This window comes from Lacticaseibacillus thailandensis DSM 22698 = JCM 13996 (assembly GCF_001312865.1).
In the GTDB taxonomy this organism is placed as follows: domain Bacteria; phylum Bacillota; class Bacilli; order Lactobacillales; family Lactobacillaceae; genus Lacticaseibacillus; species Lacticaseibacillus thailandensis.
Genome location: NZ_BBER01000001.1, coordinates 258,267 through 271,226, shown reverse-complemented (window position 1 = coordinate 271,226; position 12,960 = coordinate 258,267). Strand labels below are relative to the sequence as shown.

Annotated in this window: 8 protein-coding genes and 5 pseudogenes; 3 read left to right on the top strand and 10 right to left on the bottom strand. The window is 52.3% G+C overall.

Features of this window, described 5'->3' with window-relative positions; translation table 11 throughout:
• Positions 1-92: 92 nt before the first annotated feature.
• Together JCM13996_RS01370 and JCM13996_RS01365 are read right to left on the bottom strand one after the other, a co-directional pair.
• Positions 93-808 (bottom strand): annotated as a pseudogene (locus JCM13996_RS01370) (adaptor protein MecA).
• 366 nt (positions 809-1,174) lie between these two features.
• Positions 1,175-1,911 (bottom strand): annotated as a pseudogene (locus JCM13996_RS01365) (MBL fold metallo-hydrolase).
• A gap of 65 nt (positions 1,912-1,976) precedes the next feature.
• Between JCM13996_RS01365 and JCM13996_RS01360 the strand changes: the two are divergent.
• Positions 1,977-2,480 carry a hypothetical protein gene (locus JCM13996_RS01360; RefSeq protein WP_054749310.1) on the top strand — a complete coding sequence of 168 codons (504 nt, stop codon included), beginning with the start codon at positions 1,977-1,979 and terminating at the stop codon, positions 2,478-2,480.
• 89 nt (positions 2,481-2,569) lie between these two features.
• On the opposite strand, the gene JCM13996_RS11375 is transcribed toward JCM13996_RS01360, so the two are convergent.
• The 8 genes and pseudogenes from JCM13996_RS11375 to ykzS all read right to left on the bottom strand — a co-directional run bounded on the left by JCM13996_RS11375 (position 2,570) and on the right by ykzS (position 9,712).
• The gene (locus tag JCM13996_RS11375; protein WP_225353400.1) at positions 2,570-2,842 is read right to left on the bottom strand and encodes a hypothetical protein; all 273 of its coding nucleotides are present in this window, start codon (positions 2,840-2,842) and stop codon (positions 2,570-2,572) included.
• On the bottom strand, positions 2,770-4,707 hold the full coding sequence (locus JCM13996_RS01355; protein WP_225353399.1) for a heavy metal translocating P-type ATPase: 1,938 nt from the start codon (positions 4,705-4,707) through the stop codon (positions 2,770-2,772). The genes JCM13996_RS11375 and JCM13996_RS01355 overlap by 73 nt, the downstream gene beginning before the upstream one ends.
• 26 nt (positions 4,708-4,733) lie before the next feature.
• Positions 4,734-5,183 carry a CopY/TcrY family copper transport repressor gene (locus JCM13996_RS01350; RefSeq protein ID WP_054749309.1) on the bottom strand — a complete coding sequence of 150 codons (450 nt, stop codon included), beginning with the start codon at positions 5,181-5,183 and terminating at the stop codon, positions 4,734-4,736.
• A 206-nt stretch (positions 5,184-5,389) separates the two neighbouring features.
• Positions 5,390-6,448, bottom strand: a complete 1,059-nt coding sequence (locus JCM13996_RS01345) for an NAD-dependent epimerase/dehydratase family protein (RefSeq protein ID WP_054749308.1) — start codon at positions 6,446-6,448, stop codon at positions 5,390-5,392.
• 8 nt (positions 6,449-6,456) lie between these two features.
• Positions 6,457-7,181 (bottom strand): annotated as a pseudogene (locus JCM13996_RS01340) (IspD/TarI family cytidylyltransferase).
• A 268-nt stretch (positions 7,182-7,449) separates the two neighbouring features.
• A pseudogene (gene ptsP / locus JCM13996_RS01335) lies at positions 7,450-9,170 on the bottom strand (phosphoenolpyruvate--protein phosphotransferase).
• A gap of 1 nt (position 9,171) precedes the next feature.
• The gene (locus tag JCM13996_RS01330) at positions 9,172-9,435 is read right to left on the bottom strand and encodes a phosphocarrier protein HPr (protein ID WP_054648891.1); all 264 of its coding nucleotides are present in this window, start codon (positions 9,433-9,435) and stop codon (positions 9,172-9,174) included.
• 91 nt (positions 9,436-9,526) lie between these two features.
• Entirely contained in the window at positions 9,527-9,712 is a 186-nt protein-coding gene (gene ykzS, locus JCM13996_RS01325) for a protein YkzS (RefSeq protein WP_054749307.1), read from the bottom strand.
• 396 nt (positions 9,713-10,108) lie between these two features.
• Between ykzS and JCM13996_RS01320 the strand changes: the two are divergent.
• Together JCM13996_RS01320 and JCM13996_RS01315 are read left to right on the top strand one after the other, a co-directional pair.
• Positions 10,109-12,378, top strand: a pseudogene (locus JCM13996_RS01320) (ATP-dependent Clp protease ATP-binding subunit).
• A 215-nt stretch (positions 12,379-12,593) separates the two neighbouring features.
• On the top strand, positions 12,594-12,881 hold the full coding sequence (locus tag JCM13996_RS01315) for a DUF1827 family protein (RefSeq protein WP_054749658.1): 288 nt from the start codon (positions 12,594-12,596) through the stop codon (positions 12,879-12,881).
• Positions 12,882-12,960: the final 79 nt, after the last annotated feature.

The following is a 12,960-nucleotide window of genomic DNA, read 5'->3' as shown; positions in this document are numbered from 1 at the left end:
GCTCAACGCTATCCGTACAAAAATCCGCAGCGAGGTGCGCCCCGCTACGGATTATTTTTTTCCATACAATAAAGTTTTATATTTAATCGAGGCTACGCCTGATGTCCCCGCACAAAGTAGTACCGGGTAGTCTCTAACGCGCTCGTAGCCATCAGCCGCTGACCGTACTCAGCCAGCTGTTCAGCGGTAACGTCGGCGGCATCACCATACTCATGGGCAATTGCTAACTGAATCTCAGCCTCACGTTCACTAATGGCGTTGGGGTGGAAGGTCAACACTAGGTAATAGTGGCCCTGATACTGGTACAGGTCACTGGTCCCGCCGTCCAAACGGAGACTCCGTGCCAGGCCCACCATGCTTCAAAGTCGGGGAGCCGCAAAGCCACAGCCACCGGCGTCGACTCGTCAGTAAACAAACGTGACTCCTCGTCGTCCTCATCGCCTTGCGCCTTATCAATTTGAGCCTGATCCAAATGCCGCTTGGCCAGCGCCGCAAACTCATCCACCGACGTCACGTCGTCGTGGGCTTCCTGATGCGGCCGGGCTGCGGATTTATTGTTGGACTGGTTGTCCTGATCGTGGTTGCGCGAAATAAACATCTCTAGGCCACCGCTGCTGGGCATTACCTGGAAGGTGACGGATTCGTTGCCCGCAAATTCGTGCTTGGTATCCACTTCTTCAAGCACTCCGTAAAAGAAGTGCTCAATGTCTTCGTGATTGCTCAACAGATCCAACATCTTGATGCCCCGCGACTTCAAATCGTCGGAACCCAGGAAGACGCGGATGGTGTCGGCGTTAATTCGTTCCATTTCCATGCTGCAATCACTCCTTCACTGCAGGCTCAGCCCCGCAAATTTAAGCATTAATCTCACTCGAGAGTACAGTCTAACGCTAAATGCAGACACATGCAAATAGTAAGTAATGACCAAACAAAAACAAGTTGTGCGTGCGCCGGGCTACTGCGGCACGCTGAACCACTCGATGATGACCGCTGCCCGGAGCGCAGGCGCCGACCAGCGATGGTGATGATTTTTGCCCGTACTCGCTCGTCTTGACCGCTTAACATTATCAGTCCACAGCGTTGGCCCACTGACCCGGGACTGCCGCAAAGCGGCGAGTATACCGCGCAACTACCGGAACCACATACTGGCAACTACACCCACCATCGACTACGTTTAGACCCTTAAGGTGCGGTGCTCACTGGCTAGTAAAACCGGCACATTTCCGGCCGTGACTTGCGCCTGGTCACGCAATTCGTGCAGATCCACCGTTTGTGGCAAGTGTGTCAACACCAGTTGCCCGACGTGGGCATCAGCCGCCACCCGTCCAGCTTCTGGAGCCGTCAAGTGCCACCGCGGCTGTGGCTGGTCCGCCAAGAAGTTCGTGTCCGCCAACAACATGTCCGCACCCTGACTAAACGGTGCCAGGCCGTCAAAGTAACGCGTGTCGCTGGTATTCACCACGACTTTGCCAGTCGTCGTTTCCTCAATGCGTACGGCAAAGGCCGGCACCGGGTGCTGCGTCTCCAGGAACGTCAACCGCAATGGTCCCAAGTTGAGGGTACTGTCCGCCGTGTAGCCACGTCCCACCGTAAACTGGCCAAAGGTGAGCGCCGCAAAGTTCAATGGTCCTTAGTGTGCCCATAAATAGGTAGAACCGGCTCCTTTTTGTCGCCAGGCCGTAACTGCCAGTAATACTGTAACGTGCCCACATCGGCTGTATGGTCATGGTGATAGTGCGTCAATAACACCGCATCCAACTGCAGCGGGTCCAAAATCGGCTCCAACGCCAGCAGTGAACCACTCCCCGCATCCATCAGCAAGTGGTAATCACCACTGGTAACAAGGTACGCACTCGTGCCCACGCCATCCGCTGGGTAGCCGCCATAATATCCTAATACCTGAATCTGCATTTTGTTTACCTCCCGTCGGTCCTCCACCCGCCAATGCGCGGTATAATTTAAGTGGAGGTGTTCCTATGACTAATCGTATCCAAACTGTGTTCGGTACGCAAGCAGTGTTGCGTACCCTGCTACACAATCAAGATCAACAATTTTTACTAGCACCAAGTAACCACGGTGCTGATTACGCCTTACTCGACTTGAGTGGTACCGGCAAGTACGCCATGCCGGTCAGTTACCGGCCCATCATTCTTACGGGTCAGGTGGCCCTCAACGAGTACATACATTTTATGCACTTTGGCCTGACCAGCGATGACGTGGCGGTATTTGAAGCTAACATGGCCAAGCTGATCGACCAGCGCGACCAGTACCCCGGCGTCGGCATGATGTGCCTCATGCGTGAGGAAGGCCCTGAGGTCAACTACATGTTGATGACCTCCTGGTTGCGCGGTAGCAACTACTTTGCCCTGAAGACCACGCCTGCATTTAAGCCACTGCAGGCCTTCACCAACCGCGCTGCCAGCGCTAACGGATACTTCGAGACCGGTTATAAGGTCGTCGATCCCGCAACCCTAAACTAAGCGCCTTACCCGTACCAACGGTAAGCAAGCCTAATTAAAAAAAGCTGCGCCCAAAATAATTTGGACGCAGCTTTTGCGTATACAACGAGTTATTCCAAGTGTGGTGCGTGCAACGTCATGGCATTAACCGCCACGATCACAGCCGATAAGCTCATCACGACAGCACCCAGTGCGGCCGGCATCGTGATACCAATTGGTGCCAAGACCCCAGCAGCCAGCGGAATGGCGATAATGTTGTAGCCCGCAGCCCACCAGATATTTTGCACCAGCTTACGGTTCGTCGCCTGCGCTAGCCGGACGAAGTTGAGGATGTCCGTGGTCTTGCTCGAGACCAGCACCACATCCGCCGCATCAATGGCCACATCAGTACCCGCACCGATGGCAATACCCACGTCGCTCCCGCCAGACTAGGCGCATCGTTGATCCCATCGCCGACCATCAATACCCCACCACGTTGCTGATAATCAGCAATCAGTTGGGCCTTGTCCGCGGGCATGAGTTCAGCGTGTACATCGTCAATGCCGAGCGTTTGGGCAACGGCGTCGGCAGTTTGTTGGTTATCACCGGTCAACATCACCGGAACGAGTCCGGCTGCCTTCAAGCCCTTGATGGCGCTGGCTGCTTCAGGGCGAGCCACGTCACCGGCCGCAATCATTCCCTGAACCTGGCCGTCGACTACTAACAGCGACACCGTATTGCCCGCAGCAGCAAGTTGTTGGACTTGGTTGTGAGCATAATCCACGTCATGTTCATCCAGGTACTTAGCGTTCACGATCAGCAACTTATGACCATCGACTGTGCCCTGCAATCCGGCACCCTGGATAGTCTGGACGTCGGTCGCTGCCGGCACCGTCACGTCCTGAGCCTTAGCCGCACTCATAACCCCCGTAGCAAAGGGATGGGTGCTACTTTGTTCCAACGCCGCAAAGTCAGCTAACAGCTCATTGGCGGTCATGTCATCGACCAGGGGCTGCACAGCGTTGACCGTAAAGTGGCCCGTGGTCAACGTCCCGGTCTTATCGAACATAACGTAATGGGCCTTGCTGGTTGCCTCATAGGCATTCCGGTTACGCACCAAGAGTCCACGTTTAGCCGACATCCCCGTCGCCCGCACGATGACCAGGGGCAAAGCTAACCCCAATGCGTGTGGGCAGGCAATGATGAGGACGGTCACGCCCATCATCAGCGCCGGACCAAAGCCGTTAATGGGTGACCACACCGCGACGGTCAAGAGCCCGACAATCAACGCGATGTAGAATAACCAGCCGGCCACCCGGGAAGCAATGTTTTCGGCGCGACTCTTTTGCTGCTGGGCATCACTAACCATGTGGCCAATCTGGCCAATAAAGCCATCGTCCCCCACAGCCGTGACCGTCATGGTAATGGTGCCATCGCCATTCACGGTCCCACCGGTCACTTGGTCGCCGACCGTCTTGCTAACGGGGGCGGACTCACCGGAAACCAAAGCCTCGTTAATACTGGTTGAACCATCATCGATCTGCCCGTCAGCGGGGATGGACTCACCCGCTAACACCCGCAGCTGGCTACCCACTTGCACGTCCGCCAACGGCATGTCCATCACCTGGCCGTCATGCACCATGTGCACTGTGTCCGGCAGCATCTGACCCAAACTAGCCGTCGCGTCGCCGGCCTTCATGACGGCATTCATTTCAACCCAGTGTCCTAGCAACATGATGACGATTAAGGTCGAGAGTTCCCAGAAAAAGTTCATCAGGTGTGCGTGCCCGGTCAACAGGTTATTCGCCACAAAAGCGTACACGGAGTACACGTACGCCACCGTGATGCCGAGTCCAATCAACGCCATCATTCCGGGTTGGTGGGCCCGAATTTCCGCAATACCCCCACGGATAAACGGCAAGCCCCCATAGAGAAACAGTGCCGTGGCCGCGATCAGTAATACCCACTGACTACCAGGAAAGGTAATCGGTAAGTGTAAACCACCAATGTTGACACTCAAACCCATCAAGGGCGCCAGGGCCACGACGATGAGCATCAACCCGAGGCTCACCCAAAACTTCTGCTTCAGGTTACCCATGTACTTCATGCCGGGATCATCCATCCCGGGCATTCCGTCCATATCCATCTCGTCCATGTCCATGCCGCTCATACTGTGCATGTCCATCCCTGACATGTTACCATCAGCCATTGCCGCCATGTCTGTGTCATCCATTTTCATTTCATTATCGTGCGCGTTCATTCTTTTCATGTCTATTCCCCAATCTTCATCGGTTGTTAGCACTGGTGTTGTTGAGCACCGTCCCGCATGCTGGCGGGCAAGCAATCACACGCTACCGTGTCCGGAGCGGTAGCAGCCTTCCCCTGCAAAACCGTAATCAGCTGTTGAATATCAGCTTTGCTCAGGGGTACATCGGCCAAGGTCTGGGCTAACGCGCCCCCAACCTTCATGGCACACATCGCCGCCATCTGGCCGCGCAGCACGTGTTCCATCGATTCCTGCTCACCAATTGTGGCCGTGTAGTGAAACTGCCGGCCGTCTTTGGTGGTGGTCAAAGCACCCTTTTTGACCAGCCGGCCCAACAAAGTCTTGATGGTTGCTGGGGCCCAGCCGCGCTTTTCCACCAAAGCGTCCACGATGGTCCCCGTATCCGCCCCGCCGAGGGTCCAGATTATCCGTAATACCGACCATTCAGCCGGGCTTACGTTAAAAGTTAAGTCGTGCATGTCGCTACCTCCGTTCGTTTACAAATGTAATTGTACGCTTAAGATTTACATTTGTAAACACAATGTATTAAAAAAAAGGTCCCCACATTTTGGGAACCATTTCCTTTAGTCGTGCTTAGATATACATCAACTGACGTCATCCCGTGAAAACAACACTACCAGTGGGCAGGCTTTATCACGCGATAAATAATTCAACTTGCCCCCCGTTACCCCTGCATGATGCTCAGGGTCCGATGAATCCCGGCCGCAATATCATACTTGGCGGTCCAACCCAAGCCCTGTAGTTTGGTTGAGTCCAACAACGCCTTCGTGGCCTTACTGAACCCCTTTTGCTCCGTGGCGTTGGGCAGATCATAAGTAACGGTCCGGCCCACCGCATGTGCAATGATTGTGGCCAACTCACGCAACGAGATATCTGACCGACTGTCCGCGATATTATAAGCGTTCCCACTGGTACCTTTGAGGGCCACGGTCAAGAGACCAGCAATTGCATCCGCAACGTAGGTAAAGGAATATTGCTGGTGTCCGGCACTTTTCAGGACAATGTCCTCACCCCTCAGCGCATTATTAATGAACTGGGAAATGGCCTTGCTGTCTTCTGGCTTAACGGTGGGGCCGTATGAACGGGTCAACCGTGGAATCACAACATCCACACCCTTTTGGGACAGGTACGCCTGGCACAAGGCTTCCCCACACCGTTTGCTTTCAGGGTACCCCGCCCGCAACGTGTTCGGGTCAATGTAACCGCAATACTCCTCATCAAACTTTTCCACGTCACCCCGATTTTCGCCATAAACTTCATTTGACGAAGCAAAAACAAATCGCTGAATATGCTGACTGGCTGCTAACTCCAGTAGGTTGTGCGTGCCAATGATGTTCGTGGTAATCGTCCCAATAGGATCCGTCGCGTAAGCAACCGGATGCGTATTACTGGCCAGATGGAAAATGTACCCTAAGTTGGCCAAGGGTTGCGTGAGGGGCGTGTTAATGTCATGCGCAATAAACTCAAAATCTGCTGAATTCCAGTACGCCCCAAAACGTTTTTGGGCACGAGCCAAGTTACGTCCTAGAGCATAAACTTTGCACTGCATCCCTGCGGTTAAATTGCGGTGCATGAGCACGTCAACCATAAAACTACCCAGCATGCCTGAGGCCCCCGTAATCAAAACTGCGACGTTACTCATCTGGTCCCACGGCAAAGCCAAAGAAGCCACATACTCCACGTCTGCGCGGTAGAGCGCATTCAAATGAATATCGGTTGTCATGTAATCACCTACTTCAACCAGTTATCCTTATCGGCTTTCAGGTAAGCCTTAAACATCTCGAGGTCATCCTTAGTGGTCAGTTTAATGTTCTTATCGGAACCAGCCGCAAAGTAAAGCCGTTCACCCAACTCGACCATCATGGTGTTGGTATAGGAGGACCCATAAATGCCAATCTCTTCCTTGAAGCCTTGTGGTAGGCCCAATCCAACTTACCGAACCGGTACGCTTGTGGGGTGGACACGCGGCGCAACGTTTCGCGCGGAATGTATTGTGTAGTACTAGTCGCGTCGTTAGGATCAACAACAAAAATTTGTTCATTATAAGGTAACGAAGTAACAGCATTACCATGAATGCCACACTTAACAATGACATCGCTAAGAACCGCACCATCCACCAAGGGACGGATACCATCATGAATAATGATGGTATCGTTGTCGTCACATTTACCCTCAAGGTTATAAACACCATTACGAATCGATTCCTGGCCAGTCCCACCACCAGTAACTACCCATTGCAACTTCGTGATGTTAAACTGCTTGGCGTAGGCGAGGGCCACATTCTGCCACCCATCGCGACAAACCAACTCAATCGCGTCAACTTCGGGATGATTTTGAAAGCTTTCGAGGGTATACACCAAAACCGGCTTATCATAAACGTTAATAAACTGCTTAGGAATATCCTGACCCATCCGCCGGCCAGAACCACCGGCAATGATGATTGCAATATGGCTCATAACTTTTCCTCCCAACCAAAACGTATACTGTGCAGTAATAATTGGTTAGTGTACTGCCTACCTTGTAAGAGTACGGTAAACATTGGCCTTTTGCAATCCCTACCATCGCTACTATCACACCAATTATGCGCTCGTGGTCGTGGTGGTTGATGTACCCGCACGGGCAAGTGCACCGATTGACGCATACATCAGCTCGTTACTCTAAGCCAAACATAAAAAAAAGTTGCCCGCGTCTCCGCGAGCAACTACAATCAGTTGACGTAACGAATTAGTTAACAAACTTCTCAACCAATTCCTTGTTCTGATCATTGGTAATATTTTCGTTCATAGCAGTCTCAGCCAACTTCTTCATGTCTTCGGTTGAGAGCCGCTTCATCAGGCTACGTACCTTCAGAATGCTAGTAGCACTCATTGAGTACTCGTCCAGACCCATGCCGAGCAGCAATGGCACCATCACTGGATCCCCTGCAGCTTCACCACACATGCCAGTCCACTTGCCTTCTTTGTGCGCAGAGTCAATAACGTGCTTAACCAAGCGCAGAATGGATGGGTTGTATGGCTGGTACAGGTAGGAAACGTGTTCGTTACCACGGTCGGCAGCCATTGAGTACTGAATCAAGTCGTTCGTACCAATAGAGAAGAAGTCCACGTGCTTAGCGAACTGATCCGCCAGAACGGCAGCAGCAGGGATTTCTATCATGATACCCAACTGGATATCATCAGCAATCTTCGTGCCCGCCTTTTCCAGGTTAGCCTTTTCTTCCAAGAAGATCTTCTTGGCGGCCTCGAACTCCTGAATCGTCGCAATCATTGGGAACATGATGCGTAGCTTACCGAAGGCAGAAGCCCGCAGCAATGCCCGCAACTGTGTCCGGAAGATTTCCTGACGGTCCAAGCTAATCCGAATCGCACGGTAACCCAAGAATGGGTTCATTTCTTCTGGCAGTGGCATGTATGGCAAGTGCTTGTCACCACCAATGTCCATCGTCCGAACAACGACTGGCTTCGGGCTCATGGATTCGAGCACTTCCTTGTAAGCTTCAAACTGGTCGTCTTCGCTTGGCAATTCGGAAGAATCCATGTACAGGAACTCAGTCCGGTACAGGCCGACCGCTTCGGCACCGTTGGCGTGTACACCTTCAAGGTCCTTGGGGGTACCAATGTTGGCGGCCAATTCGAAGTGCTTACCATCAGCCGTAACGGTCTTGGCCGTCTTGAGCTTAGCCCATTCTGCACGGTCGGCAGCATACTGCTTAGCCTGCTTCTCAAAGTCGGCCTGCTGTTCTGCGGATGGATCAACCACGACGTCACCGTTTAACCCATCAACCGCGATGGTCTCGCCAGCCTTGACGCTCTTAGTCACGGAATCCGTCCCCACAACGGCCGGAATTTCCAGCGACCGCGCCATGATAGCCGAGTGAGCGGTACGCCCACCAATATCAGTCACAAAGCCCTTAACGAACTTCTTGTTCAACTGAGCGGTGTCACTAGGCGTCAAGTCGTGCGCCACAATAACAACTTCTTCGTCGATCAAGGCTGGGTTAGGCAACTCAACACCCAACAGGTGCTCATCAGACGCTTGGAAACATCCTTCACGTCGGCAGCACGTTCCTGCATGTATGGGTTGTCAGTCATGCCTTCAAAGGTAGCAATGAACATCTTGGAGACGTCATCCAACGCCTGTTCAGCGTTGACCTTTTCATCAGTAATCTTGCTTTCGATGGCACCGGTGAACTCAGGGTCGTCCAGAATCATCATGTGAGCATCGAAAACCTGAGCCTCTTCCTCACCGAGCGATTCCTTTGCCTTATCACGAATCAGCTGTAAATCGTCGTGAGAAGCCTTAGTGGCGTCCTTAAGCCGCGCAACTTCGGCATCTGTGTCCGTAATGGTTTTCTGATCGAAGGAAAGATCAGGTTCTACGAGCAGGTAGGCCTTCGCAACGGCAATACCGTCGGAAGCTGCAATACCCTTGAGTTCTTTGGTCATGTTAAGCGAGGCCTTCCTTCTTCATGGTTTCGTCGATCGCAGCAATAGCGTCGGCTTCGTCGGCACCTTCTGCGGTAATGGTAACGTCAGCACCCTTGCCGACACCCAAACTCATGACACCCATGATGGACTTCAAGTTAACGGACTTACCGTTGTAGGCCAAGTTAACGTCCGACTGGAACTTACTTGCGGACTGAACCAACAGGGTAGCAGGACGTGCATGAATCCCGCTGTCAGCAATAATGTTATAATCACGTGTTTCCATGAAAAATCTCTCCTTTTGCTAGTAAAAGTTAATTCCTGTAAAGGTTACCATTTTTGCGGACGCTGCACAACACTTTTAATGGATGCGGTTACTACTTGTCGCTTTCGGCATGGTAGACAATGTCGCCACCACGTTCAGCTGAACCAACAATTTGTTTACGTTGCGGGTAATTGTTCCAAGCGGTACGAAATGCCATGAATTGCTCGGGCTTGATTCGTAGTTCCGCGAGGCTCCCGTCCCGTAATTGATCCATCAGTGCTACATAATCATCTGCCATTACATGGATACTCCTTTCAACAGGTACTTCCAATTTTATCACGAAATCGGTTACACCACAATTAACCAGCACCAAATTATAAGTTTTTCGCTGAATCCACCCTAGCGCCCTACCTCAGGGACAATGTTCACTCGGGTTCCAGGCGCTGTGCTTCACCCCTAAATCGTGCGCCGTGGCTCCCACCAGTAAAAGTTTGCACTCATCGTTGTCACGCCGGACTCGCGTTATATAATAGGAATAGTTGGTCAGAAAAAAAGTGGTGAGCAACACTTTTTAGCACTCTCACCTCGAGAGTGCTTGCATTCAGTAAGTATTGGTTGTACACTAGCATCAAGGTCAATAAAGGTCAAACGTACCTGACGTTGATCAAGAACCCGAAGAAAGGACGTGTTGTGCATGTTGTGTGAAAACTGTCAGCAGAACCCTGCTACAATTCACCTTTATACCAACGTGAACGGCACCAAGCGTGAGATCAACCTCTGCCAGAACTGCTACCAAGAATTAAAGGCACAAGCAGAAGCTACCAACTCCACTGGTGATCCGTTCGGTTTTAACAGCCTCGAAAGTATCTTTCGTGCTATGAACGAAAATCAGCAGCGTGCTTCCGACAGTCAAGGTCCGCAGAATCAGGCTGGCGGACAAGGTCCACGGAATCCCCGTGGCGGTCAGAACAACGGCAACTCACTCCTTGGTCAATACGGCGTGAACCTCACTGCCCAGGCCAAGAACGGTGAAATTGATCCCGTGATTGGTCGGGACAAGGAAATCGCCCGGGTGATTGAAATTCTTAACCGTCGAACCAAGAACAACCCCGTACTCATTGGTGAAGCTGGGGTCGGCAAAACTGCCGTGGTTGAAGGTCTGGCGTTGAAGATTGCTAATGGTGATGTACCCCAGAAACTGCAAGACCGTCAGGTGATTCAGCTTGACGTCGTATCCCTGGTTCAGGGTACAAGCATGCGTGGCCAATTCGAACAGCGGATGCAACAGCTGCTCACCGAAATGAAGCAGAATCCACAAATTATCCTGTTTATTGACGAAATTCACGAGATTGTAGGTGCCGGCAACGCTGAAGGCGGTATGGACGCGGGTAACGTCTTGAAGCCGGCTTTGGCCCGTGGTGAGATCCAACTAGTTGGTGCTACCACGAACAGTGAGTACCGGACCATCGAAAAAGACTCTGCCCTTGCCCGTCGGCTACAGCCGGTCACGGTCGACGAACCGTCCGTTGACGAAACGATTGCCATTTTGAAGGGCATTCAAGGACGGTACGAGAGCTACCACCACGTCAAGTACACGGACAAGGCCATTGAGGCCGCTGCACAGTTGTCAGCCCGTTACATTCAGGACCGGTTCCTGCCCGACAAGGCCATCGATCTGCTGGATGAATCAGGTAGCCGTAAGAACCTGACCATCACACCAATCGACCCTGCCGCTATTGATAAGAAGATTAGCGATGCTGAATCCCAAAAGCAGGACGCCCTGAAGGCCGAAGATTATGAAAAAGCGGCCTTCTACCGCGACCAGGTCAACAAGTTGAACAAAATGAAGTCCGACCAGCAGTCTAGTGCTGACGAAGATGTGCCGCAGATCACCGAGAAGGATATGGAACAAATTGTCGAAGAAAAGACGAACATCCCCGTCGGTGAACTCAAGCAGCAAGAGCAAGAACAGTTAAAGGACTTGGCACCACACCTGGAGGCCAAAATTATTGGTCAGAATCAGGCCGTGGACAAAGTTGCGCGGGCTATTCGGCGTAACCGGATCGGCTTTAATAAGACGGGTCGGCCAATTGGTAGCTTCCTCTTTGTTGGTCCTACCGGTGTCGGGAAGACTGAACTGGCTAAGCAGCTTGCAAACGAGTTGTTCGGTAGCGAGGACGCAATGGTCCGCTTTGACATGTCGGAATACATGGAGAAGCACAGTGTGTCAAAGCTGATCGGGTCCCCTCCTGGGTATGTTGGCTATGAAGAGGCTGGTCAGTTGACGGAAAAGGTGCGTCGTCATCCGTACAGCTTGATTTTGCTAGACGAAATCGAGAAGGCCCACCCGGACGTCATGAACATGTTCCTGCAGATCCTGGATGATGGCCGCCTGACTGATAGTCAGGGCCGGACCGTTTCCTTCAAGGACACGATTATCATCATGACTAGTAATGCCGGCGCCACGGATGCCGAGGCAAATGTTGGCTTTGCGGCCGCAGCTGCTGGTAAGGAACACAGTGTAATGAACCAGTTGGGCAACTACTTCAAGCCTGAATTCCTCAACCGCTTTGACGATATCGTTGAGTTCAAGTCCCTGTCGAAAGATGACCTCCTGAAGATTGTCGACTTGATGATCGCCGATACCAACGCCAACGTGGCTACGCAGGGCTGAACATCCACGTCACCACGCCGGTTAAGGAGAAGTTGGTTGAGCTGGGCTTCAATCCGGCCATGGGTGCACGGCCGCTTCGGCGGGTCATTCAGGAGCAGATTGAGGACCGCGTTGCCGATTACTTCTTGGATCACCCCACCAGTCAACAGCTTGAGGCCCGGATCAGCGATGGTGAGATCACCATGCTGCCGCCCCGGCCACAGCTGATGCCGCGCAGAAAAAGTAAGGTTGAACTGAATACTGTTTGTACGTACCACCTGACCCCAACGTCAGGGTGGTTTTTGCGTTGATGGGTTGGCTGTTTGGCATCGGAAACGACCTGAAGGTTGACATCTTGCGGTAGTCGTTCTGTGACCGCTCACATGTGGGGACCAATCACCGCACGCACAATAACCGGGATGGACGGCCAAACTTTAACACCTTGGGCCGTTTTCTGCACCCGCTTTCATCCGGCTCCCAATCATTGTATAATAAGGGTAACCAGACAAAGAAAGGGTTGATTGTCATGCGGCTTGTCGACATTACCAATAGTTTCCCGAACCTCGTGCAACAACAACTGGCGCACACCAACGCTCAGCTCGTTCAGGTTTACTCTCTGGGCCAGACAACGGTGATTTTCACTGAGTCTCCCCACCACCAAGAAGTGGTGCTTCGCAACGAACGGCGCAACATCCAGAACGCCGAAATTGAGTATGTCCTCAGCCAGCTGACGCACCGTCAACCAGAAGATGTCGAGTTGATTCGGGCACCCCATGTTGCTACCGCCACCTTGCGAACTAAGGTGGCTAGCTAACAGGACATGAAAAAAAGCGTAATGCAAAGTGTATTTTGTGCACCATAATCAGGTGTAAGCTTTGCATTGATATAGTAAC